Source organism: Halomonas sp. 111, from assembly GCF_052379685.1.
Lineage (GTDB): Bacteria > Pseudomonadota > Gammaproteobacteria > Pseudomonadales > Halomonadaceae > Vreelandella > Vreelandella citrativorans.
In genome coordinates, this window is record NZ_JBQSYV010000017.1 from 36,130 (window position 1) to 52,371 (window position 16,242).

17 protein-coding genes are annotated in these 16,242 nt (G+C 54.1%); 14 read left to right on the forward strand and 3 right to left on the reverse strand.

Annotated features, from left to right (window positions below):
• Positions 1 to 42: 42 nt before the first annotated feature.
• Complete coding sequence (locus tag ACT3T7_RS13405) at positions 43 to 450, reverse strand: CBS domain-containing protein (RefSeq protein WP_441679222.1); 408 nt, start codon at positions 448 to 450, stop codon at positions 43 to 45.
• Between the two features lie 218 nt (positions 451 to 668).
• On the opposite strand from ACT3T7_RS13405, the gene ACT3T7_RS13410 reads away from it, so the two are divergent.
• The 8 genes from ACT3T7_RS13410 (at position 669) to ACT3T7_RS13445 (ending at position 6,937) form a co-directional block, all read left to right on the forward strand.
• Entirely contained in the window at positions 669 to 1,253 is a 585-nt protein-coding gene (locus ACT3T7_RS13410; protein WP_193055120.1) for a YqaE/Pmp3 family membrane protein, read from the forward strand.
• 89 nt (positions 1,254 to 1,342) lie between these two features.
• The gene (locus ACT3T7_RS13415) at positions 1,343 to 2,212 is read left to right on the forward strand and encodes a carboxylate/amino acid/amine transporter (RefSeq protein ID WP_444622482.1); all 870 of its coding nucleotides are present in this window, start codon (positions 1,343 to 1,345) and stop codon (positions 2,210 to 2,212) included.
• A gap of 85 nt (positions 2,213 to 2,297) precedes the next feature.
• A complete protein-coding gene (locus ACT3T7_RS13420) occupies positions 2,298 to 3,230 on the forward strand; it encodes an NAD(+) kinase (protein ID WP_172118309.1) in 933 nt (310 codons plus the stop codon).
• A gap of 2 nt (positions 3,231 to 3,232) precedes the next feature.
• On the forward strand, positions 3,233 to 4,219 hold the full coding sequence (locus ACT3T7_RS13425; protein ID WP_444631280.1) for a metallophosphoesterase: 987 nt from the start codon (positions 3,233 to 3,235) through the stop codon (positions 4,217 to 4,219).
• Positions 4,220 to 4,452: 233 nt separating this feature from the next.
• Positions 4,453 to 5,304: a rhomboid family intramembrane serine protease gene (locus ACT3T7_RS13430; RefSeq protein ID WP_444631281.1), complete on the forward strand. Its 852-nt coding sequence runs from the start codon at positions 4,453 to 4,455 to the stop codon at positions 5,302 to 5,304.
• A gap of 10 nt (positions 5,305 to 5,314) precedes the next feature.
• On the forward strand, positions 5,315 to 5,599 hold the full coding sequence (locus ACT3T7_RS13435) for a YeaC family protein (protein ID WP_087111591.1): 285 nt from the start codon (positions 5,315 to 5,317) through the stop codon (positions 5,597 to 5,599).
• Positions 5,583 to 6,428, forward strand: coding sequence for a DUF2797 domain-containing protein (locus tag ACT3T7_RS13440; protein WP_444631282.1), 846 nt, complete (start codon positions 5,583 to 5,585; stop codon positions 6,426 to 6,428). Before ACT3T7_RS13435 ends, ACT3T7_RS13440 begins: the two co-directional genes overlap by 17 nt.
• An 83-nt stretch (positions 6,429 to 6,511) precedes the next feature.
• Positions 6,512 to 6,937, forward strand: a complete 426-nt coding sequence (locus tag ACT3T7_RS13445; protein WP_193055117.1) for a CopD family protein — start codon at positions 6,512 to 6,514, stop codon at positions 6,935 to 6,937.
• Between the two features lie 21 nt (positions 6,938 to 6,958).
• Here the strand turns inward: ACT3T7_RS13445 and ACT3T7_RS13450 are convergent, their stop codons facing one another.
• On the reverse strand, positions 6,959 to 7,420 hold the full coding sequence (locus ACT3T7_RS13450) for a DUF2231 domain-containing protein (RefSeq protein WP_087111585.1): 462 nt from the start codon (positions 7,418 to 7,420) through the stop codon (positions 6,959 to 6,961).
• 35 nt (positions 7,421 to 7,455) lie between these two features.
• Between ACT3T7_RS13450 and coxB the strand changes: the two genes are divergently transcribed.
• Genes coxB through ACT3T7_RS13470 form a run of 4 tightly spaced genes read left to right on the forward strand, consistent with a single transcriptional unit; the run spans position 7,456 to position 13,606 of the window.
• On the forward strand, positions 7,456 to 8,526 hold the full coding sequence (gene coxB / locus ACT3T7_RS13455) for a cytochrome c oxidase subunit II (protein ID WP_444631283.1): 1,071 nt from the start codon (positions 7,456 to 7,458) through the stop codon (positions 8,524 to 8,526).
• A complete protein-coding gene (ctaD, locus tag ACT3T7_RS13460; protein WP_444631284.1) occupies positions 8,523 to 11,051 on the forward strand; it encodes a cytochrome c oxidase subunit I in 2,529 nt (842 codons plus the stop codon). Before coxB ends, ctaD begins: the two co-directional genes overlap by 4 nt.
• Before the next feature lie 3 nt (positions 11,052 to 11,054).
• Positions 11,055 to 11,411, forward strand: a complete 357-nt coding sequence (locus tag ACT3T7_RS13465; RefSeq protein ID WP_444631285.1) for a hypothetical protein — start codon at positions 11,055 to 11,057, stop codon at positions 11,409 to 11,411.
• Positions 11,336 to 13,606: a heavy metal translocating P-type ATPase gene (locus ACT3T7_RS13470; RefSeq protein ID WP_444631286.1), complete on the forward strand. Its 2,271-nt coding sequence runs from the start codon at positions 11,336 to 11,338 to the stop codon at positions 13,604 to 13,606. The genes ACT3T7_RS13465 and ACT3T7_RS13470 overlap by 76 nt, the downstream gene beginning before the upstream one ends.
• A gap of 20 nt (positions 13,607 to 13,626) precedes the next feature.
• On the opposite strand, the gene ACT3T7_RS13475 is transcribed toward ACT3T7_RS13470, so the two are convergent.
• Positions 13,627 to 13,938 carry a winged helix-turn-helix domain-containing protein gene (locus ACT3T7_RS13475; RefSeq protein WP_172118301.1) on the reverse strand — a complete coding sequence of 104 codons (312 nt, stop codon included), beginning with the start codon at positions 13,936 to 13,938 and terminating at the stop codon, positions 13,627 to 13,629.
• Positions 13,939 to 14,022: 84 nt separating this feature from the next.
• Here ACT3T7_RS13475 and ACT3T7_RS13480 point away from each other — a divergent pair, with 84 nt between their 5' ends.
• Both ACT3T7_RS13480 and tyrS read left to right on the forward strand, forming a co-directional pair.
• Complete coding sequence (locus ACT3T7_RS13480) at positions 14,023 to 14,835, forward strand: helix-turn-helix domain-containing protein (RefSeq protein WP_253927049.1); 813 nt, start codon at positions 14,023 to 14,025, stop codon at positions 14,833 to 14,835.
• Between the two features lie 86 nt (positions 14,836 to 14,921).
• Positions 14,922 to 16,184: a tyrosine--tRNA ligase gene (tyrS, locus tag ACT3T7_RS13485; RefSeq protein WP_172118349.1), complete on the forward strand. Its 1,263-nt coding sequence runs from the start codon at positions 14,922 to 14,924 to the stop codon at positions 16,182 to 16,184.
• Positions 16,185 to 16,242 lie beyond the last annotated feature (58 nt).

A 16,242-nucleotide genomic window follows, 5' to 3' on the forward strand; every position in this document is an offset into this window, starting at 1 on the left:
GGTTTTTTTATGCGCCACTGTTTTTTCCTACGTACATCGTTATCAATGGCGGCGAATGGTTAACAAGGCCATAAGAATATCGCGCCGGGTCACGATGCCGACGAGTCGCTGTTGTTCAACCACCGGGTAAACCTTGGGTTTGTCTCCGAGCATTTCCTGGGCAAGGTCTGTGATGCTTTTGTTAGGTGTGGTGGTAAGCACCTCTTCGCGCATTAGCTCACCCACCAGTGGCGACTCATGGTCATGGTATAAGCAGTCAAGCACACGGCCTAGTACATCTTTCTCAGAAATATAGCCGATTAATCGATCTGCCATATCGACTACCGGCACACCAGGCAGGCGATGAAGTGCCAGCCCCTGTGACAGCGTGGTAATTGAGGTAGATGGCGTGACGCGGTAACAATCCTTGGACATGATATCGCGGACAATATGCGGGCTTGGATGTTTCATCTTGGCACTCCTTACGCACACTTTCATTTACCTTACTTGTGTGTGCAGCATTTGGCGAAGGCATCGTGGCTAAGTGCAACGTTTATGATGTTATTCGATAATAGGGTGAGTAACGTCTTAAACGTATTTACTCACTGTAGATGATTTAGGCGTAGTTGATGTAGGTGGACGCCACGCCTATTCAACGCTTTGCTGAACGTGACTCAAAGGAGCTTTACATGGATGCACGCGAATACCTGAACCGCAAAGGCGTCGGTGTCGAGCGGGAATCTGACCGCCCCAATACCCTTGAGGAAAAATCCTGGGAGCGAGCCCGCGGGGCAGGGGAGCAGCGGCCCAAGTCGGGTACCCCTCATGATTGGGAGGATTGGGAGCGCTATCACGACGAGCTGGCGAAAGATGCCAGCGAACTAGAGCAAAAAATTGATAAGCAGGCACATCGAAAAGAGACACTTGAGGCAACGCCTGCCGAGCAGGCGCACGTGGCGGTAGAGCACTTTACGCCTCCTAAACCATCGTCGGCGCCCCATCCGCATGTCGCCAACCCCGATGCGCAAGTTGTAAGGCCTGACATCACGCTTAGCGAGCCTCACTCAAGTGCTGATCAACCTTCGGCCAGGCGTGCGGATAGCGAGCCAGGCGCACTCAAGGCAGCCTATCTCGCCCTGGCTGTTTTGCTCCCGCCGTTAGCACTGGGGCTCACCGGCGCGGGAGGCACGCGCCTGCTTATTGGCATTGTGTTAACGCTGCTGGGTTGGCTGCCTGGGGTTATCTATGCACTTGTGTGGCTCCAGCGTCGTTAACTTATTGCTTGGTTGTTGGTTTACCTGTTGGCAGGCCCTAAGAAATCCGTATAATTTGCGTAAACTATTTCTAAGAAACGAGGTTTACGGTGGGCTATCTAATTAGCGTGACAGCGCTTTGGGCGTTTTCCTTTTCTTTAATCGGGGTTTATCTAGCGGGGCAGGTCGATAGTTATTTCGCGGTGCTTGTGCGGGTAACCTTGGCGATGCTGGTTTTTTTACCCTTTTTGCGCCCCAGCCTGCTACGCGGCAAACAGCGTATTACGCTGATGGCGCTTGGCGCCATTCAACTTGGGGTGATGTACACCTTTCTTTATCAGTCGTTTCTACTGCTTTCAGTGCCAGAAGTGCTGCTCTTCACCATCTTTACGCCGGTGTATATCGCTTTACTGGATGATCTGTTGTTTGGCCGTTTCACGCCTATCTACTTACTTACCGCGCTATTGGCCGTTGTGGGGGCTGCTGTCATTCGCTATGACGGGATCGACAGCGGCTTCTGGCTCGGTTTTTTTGTGGTCCAGGGGGCCAATCTCTGCTTTGCGCTAGGCCAGGTTGGGTATCGCCGCTTGGCCGCAGACTTGCCGGCTGACCTTGCGTGGCATAACGTTTTTGGATGGTTTTTCATTGGCGCCATGGTCGTTGCACTACCGGCTTATTTACTGTTCGGCAATAGTGCGGCGTTACCCAGCACACCGCTGCAGTGGGGAGTGCTTGCCTGGCTTGGTCTGGCCGCCTCTGGTGTGGGGTATTTTGCCTGGAACCAAGGCGCTACCCGCGTCGATGCCGGTACTTTGGCGATCATGAATAATGCACTCATCCCGGCCGGGTTATTGGTTAATCTTGTCATCTGGAGCCGTGAGGCCGATATCGTTCGACTACTGCTGGGCGCACTGATCATGGCGGCCTCGCTCTGGTTGAATCACTGGTTACTCCAGCGACGTAAGGTAGCGACAGCCTAAGGGTTTCTCTTGATTTGGTTAGGCGTATTTGCCCGATACTCCCGGTATCCCCATAATGTCAGGCTGATGCTAGCGAGAGCCGCCCATGCCTAACACGTCACCACCCACTTCAGCGCCGCTAACCGGCCAAGGAAGCTCACGGCCCTTTAAAACGATTGGCTTAATTGGGCGCTTGGGCAGCGAGAAAGTCATCGACTCGTTGCAGCGGCTCATTAGCTACCTGGTCGAGCATGATTACAGCGTTTTGATTGAAGACCGTACGGCAACGGCGCTTCCCCAGCACGGGCAGCCGGAAGCCAGCCGCCGTATGCTGGGCGAGCTTTGCGACCTTGTTATTGTGATCGGCGGGGACGGTAGCCTGTTAGGCGCCGCCCGCACATTGTGCCGCAGCGGGACACTGATGTTAGGCGTTAACCGTGGCCGCTTAGGGTTTCTTACCGATATCTCGCCTGACGAGCTGGAAAGCCGAGTGGGCGAAGTATTGGCGGGCGAATTTGAAATTGAGCAGCGTTTTTTGCTGGAAGCGGTGCTTTATCGTAATGGCGTTGCGGTCGGCAATGGTGATGCATTAAATGAAGTCGTCGTGCATCCGGGTAAAGCCGTCCGCATGATTGAATTTGAACTGTTTATTGATGGTCAGTTTGTTTACAGCCAGCGCAGCGATGGCTTGATTATCGCAACGCCTACCGGCTCTACCGCGTATGCACTTTCCGGCGGTGGCCCCATCATGCATCCCAAGCTTGATGTCGTGACGCTGGTGCCCATGTTTCCGCATACGCTTTCCAGCCGACCGATTGTGATTGATGCCGCCAGTGAGATTCGAATTCATATTGGTGAAACCAACCAGACCTACCCGCACATTAGCTGCGATGGACAAACCCGAGCGGTTGCTAAGCCGGATGATGTACTGGTGATAAAGCGCAAAGCCGAACGTGTGCAGCTTGTGCACCCTATCGGACATAACTTCTATGATGTGCTGCGCAGTAAATTGGGTTGGAGCCACCGGTTAGGGGATTAAGCATGACAGGCTACGACCTGATTGGTGATGTTCACGGCTGCGGTGCCACGCTAGTCACCTTGTTAGAAATGCTGGGTTACCGCGAACAGCGTGGCGTTTATCGCCATCCGCAGCGTAAAGTTATCTTTTTGGGTGACCTGATTGACCGTGGCCCACGTATTCGCCTCGCCGTCACCGTTGCGCGACGCATGGTCGAGGAGGGCGAAGCCTATATTGTGATGGGCAATCACGAACATAATGCACTCGCCTATATGCACCCGGCGCCACCCGGTAGCCATAAGCGTTGGCTGCGTGAGCATACGCCGCGCCATAATCGCATCATGGAAGACACGTTGGCGCAGTATCAGGATTACACCAATGAGTGGGATGACACGCTCGCCTGGTTTAAAACACTGCCGCTTTTTTTAGAAATCGATGGTATTCGCGTGGTACATGCCTGTTGGGACGATAGGTTGATCGAGCAGTTAAAACAGCGCCTGCCTGATGGCCGTATGGATACGCGATTTTTGATCGAATCTACTGATCCTGGCACGCAAGCCTATCGCATCATTGACCGCTTAACCCGTGGGGCCAACATTCCCTTGCCTGGCGGTATCGCGATTCATTCAGGCGATGGCTATACACGGCAAAGCTTTCGAGCGCATTTTTGGGCCGCTAATCCAACCCATTGGGGGGATGTGGTTTTTCAACCCGACCACTTGCCTGGCGACCTGGAAACACGCCTATTAACCGAAAACGAGCGCCAGCGTTTGAGTTACTATGGGCCGGAGCAGCCGCCTCTGTTTATCGGCCATTACTGGTGTGAAGGTATTCCTGCGTTACCTGCTCCCAATATTGCGTGTTTGGATTATAGTGCTGTCAAGTATGGTCGTTTGGTCGCCTATCGATGGGACGGCGAAACACCGCTGAATGCAGATAATTTCGTTTGGGTAGAAGTGATTAAAGAAGAGCGTTCCCAAGCCAATTTATATGGAAACGATTTTTATTAACCTATGTTGTCTTAATATACAAGGCTTTACATTTTTTTTATAAAACTGCTGAACTAACTGTGCGGTCGGCCATCAGAGTAGGTGTTCCCTTGAATGATCCCTTGCTTTATCCGGCGGCCCCCTCCGCCGGTTTTTTTTGGCCATGATTTTTTGCTTATGGTATTTGTCTTCATGCAGCAATAGTCGATGAAGGGGTTGGTTTTCAAAGGCGAGGGCCTCAATAGGGAGAGTTTATGCACCCCGTAATGCACTTACCAAGTGATGCTGATACGCAGGAACTGCGTAAAGCACTTTGGCACTATCGAATTGGGCATCGCATTACAGAAGAAGCCGAGGGCCCTCTGCTTTGGATAGCCGACCCACGTCAGCACGCAGAGCTTAAAAGCCTGGTAGCGCGCTGGGAGCGTGGCGAAGCACTTATTGTTGATCAGCCCGCCAATCGCCGCTACGCATCCGGCAATATACTAACCACCTTGCGCCATGTTCCTGTTACCGCTATCGCGATGGCTATTAGTCTTGTGATATTTGCGTTAACGGGGGTGTTGGGTGATAGCGTCGTGATGGCGTTAACCATCGTACCGATAGAAATTTCGGGCAATCAGTTTGTATATCGCAGCTTAACCGATGGGCTAATAAACGGGCAGGTATGGCGGCTGCTTTCACCGGCATTCCTGCACTTTGGCTGGATGCACTTGATCTTCAACCTTATGTGGTTATGGTACTTTGGGCGCCAAGTGGAGGTGCTACAAGGCAGCCGTACCATGCTGCTTCTGCTTTTAGTTGCGGGTATCGGCGCTAATCTTGCGCAATATTTTACCGGAGCCGTGCTGTTTGGCGGTATGTCGGGCGTGGTTTATGCCCTGCTAGGGCATGTTTGGGTGATGTCGCGACGTGCGCCACAACGTGGTTTTTTCGTTCCTCAAATGCTGGTTGTGTTCATGTTGGGGTGGATGGTGTTCACCATGACCGATATGGCCAGTTGGGTAGGTTTTGGCAATGTCGCTAACGAAGCACATTTAGGTGGGCTCCTCGTCGGGCTTATTACTGGCGTGTATTATTCGTCTCGCCGTTTGAAAACAGATTAAGAGATCCGTAATGAGCGATATGACGTTCGATAAAATGATCAACCAAATGACACCTGCGATTTATGAAAGCCTTAAGCAAGCGGTGTCTCTGCGTAAGTGGCCCGACGGTCGCTTTCTTACCGCTGAGCAAACAGAGCTGTGTCTGGAAGCGGTGATGCGCTTTGAGGCTGAAAATAACGTGCCTGAAGAGAAACGCGTGGGTTATCTGGAGCAGCGTACCTGTGGAGCGGCGTCTTCTGGCGCAGGCGTTACGCCAGAAATGGCTGGTTTGGGACGGGATGCAACGCGTGGTTGAACAGGCAGTGCAAGGGTGTTTACGTAAGATGTCGGTCGTATTGCCTGACCGGCCAGGCGACCAGGTGAGTTACCATTTGCGTGCTGGGGATCAGCACATCCCCCTCAATTCGCGCGTAGGCAAGCCGATATCGCTTCATTGGAGCGGCGCCATTGCTTGTACTCACTGCGGTCGAGCGACTAAAAAAAGCTTTGCCCAAGGGCATTGTTATCCGTGCTTCAAGCGCTTGGCGCAGTGCGATACCTGCATCATGAAGCCTGAGACGTGCCACTTTTTTCAAGGCACTTGCCGCGAGCCTGAGTGGGGCGAAACGCATTGTTTCCAACCGCATATCGTTTATTTGGCGAACTCATCGGGTTTAAAAGTTGGCATCACCCGTAAAACACAGATGCCGACTCGTTGGATGGACCAGGGCGCTGTCCAGGCGCTTCCCATACTTGAGGTCGACACGCGTCAGCAGTCAGGTTTCGTCGAGATGCTTTTCAAAGAGCAGGTAAGCGACCGAACCAATTGGCGGGCTATGCTGAAAGGGGAGGTGGAGGCGCTTGATTTAATTGCCGAACGTGATCGCCTGTTGGAAACGCTTGATGGCGGTTTGAATCAGCTGCGCGACCAGCATGGCAATGACGCAATTCGTGAGCTGGATGAAACGCCCTACACGTTTGATTACCCGGTGGAGACGTTTCCACGCAAAGTGATTTCCCATAATTTTGACAAACAACCCTTGGTCGAAGGCGTGTTACAAGGCATTAAAGGACAGTATCTCATTCTTGATAGTGGAGTGATTAATCTTCGTAAATTCACGGGTTACGAAATCACCCTAAGGTAAATCGGCTAGCCAGAGTGGCGAGCGTTGACTAAGGTTAGTGGAGTGTTCTTTCACTAAGCCTAACGCAATGCAAGGAAGCCTCAATGCCTTGGCTAAAACTTCTTCATATAGCCTCGCTTGTTATCTGGTGCGGCTCGCTGCTGTATCTGCCTGCGTTACTCAGCTATACGCTGCAACTTCGTAAAGACGCAGGCTTTGCGCAGGGCTCTCCTCCCATGCCACGGTTTTTTTATATTTCTGTGGCAACACCGGCAGCGCTAATTGCCATATTTTCCGGCACGCTTCTCTTTATCTTGCATGGTTTGGTGGGCGGCTGGCTGGTGCTCAAGTTGGGCGCTGTCGTTGCCATGGTGGCTGCCCACGGCGCCTATGGTTGGCTAATTTTACGTCTGGAAATGGGGATTTATAAAGGCGTAAAAACGGCTTTAATACTCGCGTTTTTGGTGGCCCTGGCGGGCATTCTTTGCGTGCTTGGGCTGGTATTAGCCAAGCCGCTGGATTGGAGCTAGCCCGCCATGACTACTATCGCATCACTCTTCAACTTCGACACCGACGGCGTGTTCATACACGAGTTGGCCGCCCAGCCAGCCAGCCAGCGCTACCAGTCCGGCGGTTACCACAGAAACTGCAATGCCCCAGGGCAGCACCAACTCCGGTTCGCTAAACCGGATCAGCCAGTTAAGCGAAGCAAGCGAGAGCATGACAACAGCGACAATAGCGTGGCTCCAGCCGGTAATGAGACGGCGAATTTGGCCTACGCTCACCAGGTCAATGGTGCCTGCGATACTCGCCAGCCAGCCCCCAAGTGCCCCTATACCCGCCAGCCACAAACCTACGCGCAGCCAGAAAGGATCGTCGGTATACCAGTATCCCAAATCGCAGGCTACCAGGGCCATCAGTGCAGCCACGGGAAAGTGAACCATCAGCGGATGCAGCGGGTGGCCAGAAATAGAAGCGCGACTTTTGATATTACGCCTATTGGAGTTTGCCATTATCACTTCCTGTGGGCAGAAAAAAGGAATAAACAATGAGGGAACGCTACTTGTATCACGTCGCCTTGCTGTGTATTCAACGTGCTGTGCCGCAGCGGGTCAACCGGTGCATGCTCACCCTGCTGGGCTCTCTGACGTTAGGTCTTACAGGCTGCGCGGGTGATATGTCTATTCTAGACCCCGCTGGGCAAGCTGCACGCGATGTGGTCCTAATCTGGTGGATAATGCTGACATTTGCCACAGTGGTGCTGATTGGCGTGGTGGCGTTATGGCTTTATACCTTCAAACATAAATACCAGGAACGTACGCCTCAAGAGGAGCGCAAAATTGCTCGCCGCTGGATTATTGGTGGGGGCATTTTACTGCCTGTTTTGAGCGTTACAGCGTTACTTATTTTTGGGGTGCCGACTGGCAAGCGAATGTTGCCGCTACCGTTGGGCCAGCCCCCTGAAGTGATTGAGGTGATCGGCCATCAATGGTGGTGGGAAGTTCGCTACCCGGGAGCAGAAGGCGGAGAAGTCGTCACCGCGAACCAGCTCATCATGCCTGCGGGGGAACCTGTAGATTTTCACGTTACCTCCGCCGATGTTATTCACTCCTTTTGGATACCCAGGCTAGGTGGCAAGATCGATATGCTACCCGGGCGCACCAATGTTATTCGTCTTGAGGCCGATGCGCCGGGCGTCTTTGGTGGTCAGTGCGCGGAGTTTTGCGGTGCTCAGCATGCGAATATGGAGTTTTACGTTGAAGCCGTAGAGCGCGAAGCGTATGACGCGTGGCTCGCTGAACGGCAGGAAGAGCGATTGGCCGAACTGGCACTTGCAAATGATGACTTTGCCCAAGCGCGGGATGAGTTTGCATCTACCTGTGCCAGCTGCCATGGCGTTGCTGGACTCTCTGCCTCGACTATTGGGCCTGATCTTTCTGATATTGGTGCGCGCTATACCTTGGGCGCGGGCACGCTCCCCATGGAGGAGGGCGCTATTCACTACTGGTTGGAAAATCACCAAACGCTTAAGCCGAGTAACAAAATGCCATCTCATAACTATATGGATACTGCCACCTTGGAGTCCCTGGGTGCTTGGCTGGAGACCTTGACCCCATGACAACGATTGATCGCGACGCAACTGGCCCTGAAGACCTTCAAAAGTTACACAATGACCTTGCAGAGGTATGGGCAAATCCTCCTGGCTTAAAAGCGTTAACCATAGTTAACCACACCACGCTTGGCCTTCGATTTATGGTCACCGGGATGGCCTTCTTTCTGTTTGGTGGCATTTTGGCGATGCTGATTCGCACGCAGATTGCGACACCCGATCAAGGCTTTTTAACGCCCGAAATCTATAGTCAAGTCACCACCATGCACGGCACGGTGATGATGTTTTTGTTCGCCATCCCCATTTTGGAAGGCTTGGCGATCTATATGATCCCCAAGATGATTGGCGCGCGTGACCTGGTGTGCCCGCGGTTAACCGCGCTGGGCTACTGGTGTTATCTGTTTGGCGGCATCATTCTTTCTTTCAGCATGGTGCTGGAAATGGCGCCGGACAGCGGCTGGTTTATGTACACGCCGCTTAGCAGTAGCGAGTATTCGCCAGGCCTCGGCTCCGATTTCTGGCTGTTGGGGATCACCTTCGTTGAGATTTCGGCGCTTTCAGCCGGGGTAGAGTTGGTGGTTTCCATTCTACGAACCCGTACTCAAGGGATGGCGCTGCACAAGATGCCGCTGTTTGCGTGGTACATTTTGGCCATGGCGCTGATGATTGTGGTGGGTTTTCCACCCCTTATTCTGGGCAGTATCTTGTTGGAGCTTGAGCGTGCAGTAGGCATGCCATTTTTCGACATCGCAGGCGGCGGCGACCCGGTACTCTGGCAGCACCTGTTCTGGCTATTTGGCCATCCAGAGGTTTACATCATTTTTCTGCCGGCTGCTGGTATTGTCTCGACGCTGATCCCCGTCTTCGCCGGTCGGCCTATCGTAGGCTACGGCTGGGTTGTATTCGCCATTACCGTGATGGGATTTATTAGCTTTGGGCTATGGGTCCACCACATGTTTACGGTGGGGATCCCCCAACTGGCTCAGGCATTTTTCTCAGCTGCCAGTATGCTGGTGGCGATACCTACCGGTATTCAAATCTTTGCCTGGTTGGCCACACTGTGGCTTGGTAAACCCAGAATGAAACTCCCGATGCTATGGATCGTCGGATTTTTGGTCATTTTTGTGTGCGGTGGTTTAACCGGCGTTATGTTGGCGCTAGTGCCCTTTAACTGGCAGGTGCATGACACGCACTTTGTCGTGGCGCATATGCACTATGTACTGGTAGGCGGCATGCTTTTCCCGTTAATGGCCGGGCTTTACTACTGGTTGCCGCTCTTTTCAGGGCGGATGCCCTCTGAAACGATTGGCAAATGGGGCTTCTGGCTGGTGTTTATTGGCTTCAATGCCACCTTTTTGATTATGCACTGGACAGGTCTTTTGGGAATGCCCCGGCGGGTTTATACCTATGACACGGGATTGGGCTGGGATATTTTTAACTTGTTTTCTTCCATCGGCGGGTTTGTGATGTCGGCAGGGTTCGCCATGGTGCTGATTGATATCGCGCTGCACTTTCGCTATGGCAAACCCGCCAAAACCAATCCATGGAATGCGGATACACTGGAGTGGGCCAATAAGCTGCCACCGACTCCCTATAACTTTGTCAGCTTGCCTCCTATTGAAACACGTCACCCGCTTTGGGAGCACCCTGAGTTGCCGCAGGAGATGGAAGAAGGCAAACACGGCCTGGCCTCAGCAGACCACGGCCGCCGCGAGATGTGGGGGACCGACCCGCTAACCGGCAAAGTGCGTGAAGTTATTCATGTGCCCAGTAACTCCTGGTGGCCGCTTTTTGCTGCTATGGCGCTTGCGATAGTGTGTATCAGCCTGTTATTGCGCTGGTACCCGTTGGCCGGTTTGGGGGCAGCGGTGGCGGTCGTTTTCCTGCTGCGCTGGTCGTGGGAGAACGGGGCCCATCCTAAAGCGGCGCCTAACGCTAATGTTACGCCTGGCGACCCACCGCTACACTCCCGAACCATGGATGGCCCCGGCGTTTGGGCCATGACAACCGCAATGATCGCCAATGGATCTTTTTTCCTATCTTATCTATTTGGCTGGTTCTATCTATGGACGATATCGCCTGAATGGCGGATGCCCGAGACATCGCCGCTTTCCTTAATAGCGCTTGTCATCGCGGGTGGCGCATTACTGGGTGGTGCGGCGTTAATGGAGAAGAGCGTACGAGGACTGCGTAAGCAACAAGAGCGTGGCTTGGCATTTAACTTTTACGGCGCCGCGCTATTGGGCGGCATTCAGTTTGCGCTGATTTTATGGGTAATGGTGCGCGCTAATCTGGCGGTTACTGAAACGTCGCATGATGCAATTCTGATGGTAGGCCTCTACTACGCGCTGCTGCATAGCGCCTTGGGGGCGGTACTTTCCCTGCTCCAGGGCTTACGTGTTGGTTACCGCTATGTGGGACTGCATGCGCCGTTTGAACCGGTAGTCGTCGCTTATTTCTGGCGCTATAACGTGGTGGTGTTCTGGATATTGGTTGTTGCGCTGGCCGTGTTACCGCGCGTGATTGGAGGCTAAGCGATGAAAGCAATCGTGCAGCGATTAAATCTTACTCATCCGGGCCATTTTGTAGGTGGGTTGACGCTTTGGAGCATCTGGTTTGTCGCCATTTACGGCGGGCTATCGGTTGCCTGCGCCGTGGTGCCGCCTGAGCCTGACCAAGGTGCATTTAACCATGTCAATATCACTCTGCTGTTGCTGAGCCTGGTAACCGCCGTGCTATTGGCCGGGCTTGCCTGGGGGTGTTTTCAGGAAGCTAAACAGCATAAAGGGCGGCAGCACTTTAATGCCTTTGTGTCCGCATGGCTATACGTGTTTTCTGCCTTGGGCGTGGTGTTTGTCGCCGGGCCGATGGTTGGCTTACCGCCTTGCCTGTAAGCGGTAAAGTGCCACCGATGCAGGCGCAGGGGGAGCCAAGCGCCAAAGAAGCGCTGTACACGCTAAACGGCATGTGGTGCACCAGTTGTGCGCTCGCCGTGGAGGGCGTGCTTAGCCACCGAAAGGGGATTGAGAGCATCAGCGTTCACTACCCAACCGCCACGCTATGGGTAAAAGGAGCTGCTGAGGCTATCTCGCTCGACACGTTGGCCCCTGGAGTAAAGCGCCTGGGCTACCGATTAACCGAGCTGGAAGTTGGTGCGGACGCGCATGCGCGCCTTGAGCAGGAAAGCCGCTATTTGAGTTTACGCCTGCTGGTGGGGTCCGTGTTTGGCATGTGGACCATGCTGGCATCCCTGTTGATTTACGCAGGGGCGTTGCCCAACCCAACGATTGAGTGGGTCGTCGCTTGGGTCTCGGGGGCGTTTTCGATCCCCGTTGTGACCTTTGCCGGGTGGCCGTTTTATCGGGCGGGCCTGCGCACGCTGCGTGCCAAACGTCCGGGCATGGACGTGCTGGTTACCCTCGGCGTTTGGTCTGCGGTCGTGGTGTCGTTCGGACTTTTGTGGCGCGGCTCTGCCGAGGTGTATTTCGATACGGCCGTCATGCTCATTGTGCTTTTGCTAGGAGGGCGGCTAGTGGAAACGCTGTGCCGTCATCGCGGGTTAAAAGCCCTTGATGTCCTACCCCAACCAAAGGGTGAGGTGCTGGTGTGGGAGGGCGCCAAGTGGCAGGTGAAACCCTTGGCGGAGATTCAGCCGAGTGCCAGGGTAATGCTCACGCCGGGTGAGCTTATTGCGCTGGACGGCATTTTAGAAGAGGCCGCGTGGGTGGATACCGCATCGCTGACGGGGGAGAGCACGCCTCGCCACTTTCCTAAAGGCGAGCCAATTTATGCCGGCTGTCGGTTACTAGGCAGCGATGATGTCAGTATGACGGTCACTCATGCCTTGGGCGATCGGCGTCTGGATCGTCTTCGCGACCAAATGCGCCACTATCAGACGCAAAAGGGCGAGCTGCAAAAACTCGCCGACCGCTTTGCTGCCTGGCTAAGCCCCGTGGCGTTGATACTGGGGGTAGCTACTCTGCCGGTAGGGCTATTGTTGGGGCTTGGCCTTGAAGATGCCGCCGTTCGTGCGCTTTCAGTTCTGGTAGTTGCATGCCCCTGCGCCGTAGGTTTGGCCGTGCCATTGGCAAGCCTGGCGGGGAGCGGCCGACTGTTAAGCCAGGGGATCGCCTTGCGCGACCCGGCAGCGCTTGAAACGCTGGCGAGAGTAAAAACCATTGCGCTGGATAAAACCGGCACGTTAACGCAGGGTGAACCGGTGCTAGTAAACTGGGTAGGCCGTGAAGGGGTGACCGAGCCAGCGGTTAAAGCCACGTTGTATCAAGTGGCAGCCAACAGCCAGCATCCCTTGGCCCAAGCGCTCACGCGTTGGGCGGATTCTGACCCGACATACGTGCCGCGGCAAGCCCAAGTGATAGAAGAGGTGCCTGGGCAGGGGGGTCATCTTCACTTGCCAGAACATGGCGATATTTGGCTGGGCAGCCAGCGCTTTTTAACTCGCCAGGGTATTGAGCTACCTGAACATGAAACGGATACCTTACTTGCCGCCTCTGAAGTGGTACTTGCGGACGCCCTGGGCTGGCTAGGCAGCTTCTATCTTGAAGATACGCCGTATGAGGATGCCGCGTTGAGTATTCAATCACTGCAAGCCGATTACTGGGTGGTCATGCTGAGTGGAGATAGGCCAGGCGCCGTTGAGGCGGTGGCTGAGCGCCTTGGGCTGGCGCCGAATGCATGTTTTGCAGAGCGTTCGCCGGAGGCGAAAGCCCGCTTGGTTCAGGGGCTGCCAGGGCCTACGCTGTTTGTGGGCGATGGGGTTAATGACACCTTAAGCCTGGCGGCCGCCGATATTGGGGCAGCCCCTTTCAACGCCAGTGATGCCGCCCGTGAAGGTGCAGCTGCGCATTTACTGAAACCGGGTGTTTCTAGCCTGGTTGAGGGGCTTGCCACTGCTCAGGCAACTCGGCGTGTCATGTTGCAGAATTTAACCCTGTCGGCCGTCTATAATACGCTAGCACTGGGCTTGGTGATCGTGATGGCCATTCCCCCGCTGGTGGCGGTACTGGCCATGGTCGCCAGTTCATTAAGCGTTACACTGAATGCCGCCCGGCTTGCCTGGCGTGATTGAGCATCTGAACCAGCAGGCAATCAAAACGAGAGCGAGGGATAATCCAGTGCCTCGGCCAGCCGTTTTGCCTGATTTTTGACCCAGGAAGGGTCAATTGGCCCCCAACTGATAACCCGGTATTCACCACTGTTATGGCGCTCGCCTTGGGTTGGTTGAAACTGGCATTCAATGTCCAGTTCGGCAAGTGACGCAATCGTATCCTGAGCCGTACGACGCGGCATGCCACAGGCGCTCACGAGCGCAGGTACGCTAGCGACGCCCTGGTCGATCAGGTAAGCCACGTAAAGACGTCGATAAAAGCTGGATTTTGTCTTGCTGAGAGAGTCGGTCATAAAATCTACTGTGTGAATGTCTTATAAATGAGCGCGGACTAAAGCATACTGAACGTCCTCTGCCACAGCCACCGTTTAATACGTATGCCTACTCTCTTTAAAGACGCCATGTCGCATGCGTTAACGCAGACGATTGATGCGCTGCACACGGTGAGCTTTACCTCACAGCTGACGGCGCTTATCAAAACCATTATCCACTTTGACTGTGCGGTGATCATTGGGTACCGGCCTGACAAACACCCTATCTACCTGTTCGATTCCATTCCCGAGCGCCGTGAGCTGCTTTTTCAGCGCTACTTGCTACAGGATTACCAGCAGGACCCTTTTCTGGTGGCGCTCGACCAGGCACCGCGCCAAGGTGTGCTGCGTATGGCCGATGTGGTACCGCCTGCCGGGTATAACGAGTATGCCAGCAACTTCTATCAGCGAACCGGCTGGCAGGATGAACTTTGCCTCGCCATTCGTCTGGATGATGCCCGCTGGATAGTTATCTACCTGGGATTGTTGGCGGAGAGTGGCGGGTTTTCTTCCTCCGATGCCCACTACCTTGAGCTGTATATTGAGCTGCTGGCCGCGCTGTGCCGCAAACAGTGGGGCAATAATCCGCTGTATCTTTCTGAGCCTTTGCAGCCCGATCAGCCGATTAGCCAGCACATTCACCAGGCCATTGGCAGCTTTGGGCAGGCGCATTTAACCCACCGTGAACAGCAGGTGGCTGCCTTGATGGTGCAGGGCCTGGATTCCGACGAGATTGCCGAGCGCCTGCAGATCACCCAAGGTACGGTCAAGAATCACCGCAAACGTATTTACGCTCAGTTGGGGGTGGCATCGTTAAGCGAGCTTTTTGGTTTGTTTATTAATCACGCTATTACCGAACCGCCCGTCACCCAATCCTGATTTCTAGCTCTTTAGGGATATCGCGGATTGCGCCGCCAACTTTTAGTCTATGATCATCTTCTCTAATGGCTAAAAAGGCGAGCATGATGACTGTACAGGCATTGCTTCACGACCTTGAACGGCGTGGTTTAATTGCGCAGACAACTCACCTGGATGAGCTTCAGGCTCTGCTCGAATCACCGCAGACCGTTTACTGCGGTTTTGACCCCACGGCGGGCAGCCTGCATATCGGTCACTTGGTGCCCTTATTGATGCTCAAACGCTTTCAGGATGCCGGCCACCAAGGTGTGGCGTTGGTCGGGGGTGCCACCGGCTTGATTGGTGATCCCAGCTTCAAGGCGGCGGAGCGTTCGCTTAACTCTCCCGAAACGGTTGAGGGTTGGGTTAACGCCTTAAGCGAACAGATTTATTGGTTGATGGCCCCGCACCTCGAAGCGCCCCTGAAAGCGGTTAATAATGCAGAGTGGATTGGCCAGATTAGCGTGATCGACTTCTTTCGCGATGTGGGCAAACACTTCTCGATGAATGCGATGATTAACCGTGAATCCGTTCGTCAGCGTCTTGAACGGCCTGACCAGGGCATGTCGTTTACTGAATTCAGCTATGCGCTGCTGCAATCCTATGACTTTGCCCACCTCAACAAGACGTTGGGCTGCCGGTTACAAGTGGGTGGCAACGACCAGTGGGGCAATATCGTCAGTGGTATCGACCTCACACGCCGCCTGAACGGCGAGCAGGTGTTCGGTATGACGCTGCCGTTGATCACCAAATCCGACGGTACCAAATTCGGTAAAACGGAAAGCGGTACGGTATGGCTCGACCCGGAACAGACCTCGCCTTACCAGTTTTACCAGTTCTGGTTGAATACGGATGATGCTGACGTTTACCGTTTTTTACGCTATTACACGTTCATGGATTGCGATCAAATCGACGCAATCGAAGCAGAAGACAAACAGGCCGCTGGCAAGCCCCAAGCGCAGCGTGTACTTGCTGAAACCATTACCCGCTTTGTGCATGGCGAGGAGGGGCTGGCTGCTGCTCAGCGTATTTCCCTGGCGCTGTTCAGTGGTGAAGTAGCTGCGCTCTCATGTAGTGAGCTACAGCAGCTTGAACTTGATGGGCTACGCTGCCAAGACGTAGCGTTTGGACAGACGCTGGAAGAGGCTATGGTGGCAAGCGAACTCGCCTCATCCAGGCGGCAGGCCCGTGAATTGATTGACCAGAACGCTGTACGTATCAACGGCGAGCGCGCTGAGCAAGGCCAGTTAAGTCAAGCATTCGCGCTTTTTGACCAATACTGGATCGTACAAAAAGGTAAAAAGCACTTTCGATTGTTCAAGCGTGGGTAACTTACATGGGATGCCGCTTCCAGGAAGTAGCAGCATTCGCTTGATGTTGCCCACTGTG

Excerpts from the sequence above, each read along its gene's own strand:
- ACT3T7_RS13450 (WP_087111585.1), bottom strand. The coding sequence starts at position 7,420 with ATGGCAAACTCCAATAGGCGTAATATCAAAAGTCGCGCTTCTATTTCT.
- ACT3T7_RS13440 (WP_444631282.1), top strand. The coding sequence starts at position 5,583 with ATGCAACGCGTGGTTGAACAGGCAGTGCAAGGGTGTTTACGTAAGATG.
- ACT3T7_RS13480 (WP_253927049.1), top strand. The coding sequence starts at position 14,023 with ATGCCTACTCTCTTTAAAGACGCCATGTCGCATGCGTTAACGCAGACG.
- ACT3T7_RS13425 (WP_444631280.1), top strand. The coding sequence starts at position 3,233 with ATGACAGGCTACGACCTGATTGGTGATGTTCACGGCTGCGGTGCCACG.
- ACT3T7_RS13435 (WP_087111591.1), top strand. The coding sequence starts at position 5,315 with ATGAGCGATATGACGTTCGATAAAATGATCAACCAAATGACACCTGCG.
- ACT3T7_RS13465 (WP_444631285.1), top strand. The coding sequence starts at position 11,055 with ATGAAAGCAATCGTGCAGCGATTAAATCTTACTCATCCGGGCCATTTT.
- ACT3T7_RS13430 (WP_444631281.1), top strand. The coding sequence starts at position 4,453 with ATGCACCCCGTAATGCACTTACCAAGTGATGCTGATACGCAGGAACTG.
- coxB (WP_444631283.1), top strand. The coding sequence starts at position 7,456 with ATGAGGGAACGCTACTTGTATCACGTCGCCTTGCTGTGTATTCAACGT.
- ACT3T7_RS13470 (WP_444631286.1), top strand. The coding sequence starts at position 11,336 with ATGGCTATACGTGTTTTCTGCCTTGGGCGTGGTGTTTGTCGCCGGGCC.
- ACT3T7_RS13445 (WP_193055117.1), top strand. The coding sequence starts at position 6,512 with ATGCCTTGGCTAAAACTTCTTCATATAGCCTCGCTTGTTATCTGGTGC.
- tyrS (WP_172118349.1), top strand. The coding sequence starts at position 14,922 with ATGACTGTACAGGCATTGCTTCACGACCTTGAACGGCGTGGTTTAATT.
- ctaD (WP_444631284.1), top strand. The coding sequence starts at position 8,523 with ATGACAACGATTGATCGCGACGCAACTGGCCCTGAAGACCTTCAAAAG.
- ACT3T7_RS13410 (WP_193055120.1), top strand. The coding sequence starts at position 669 with ATGGATGCACGCGAATACCTGAACCGCAAAGGCGTCGGTGTCGAGCGG.
- ACT3T7_RS13475 (WP_172118301.1), bottom strand. The coding sequence starts at position 13,938 with ATGACCGACTCTCTCAGCAAGACAAAATCCAGCTTTTATCGACGTCTT.
- ACT3T7_RS13420 (WP_172118309.1), top strand. The coding sequence starts at position 2,298 with ATGCCTAACACGTCACCACCCACTTCAGCGCCGCTAACCGGCCAAGGA.
- ACT3T7_RS13405 (WP_441679222.1), bottom strand. The coding sequence starts at position 450 with ATGAAACATCCAAGCCCGCATATTGTCCGCGATATCATGTCCAAGGAT.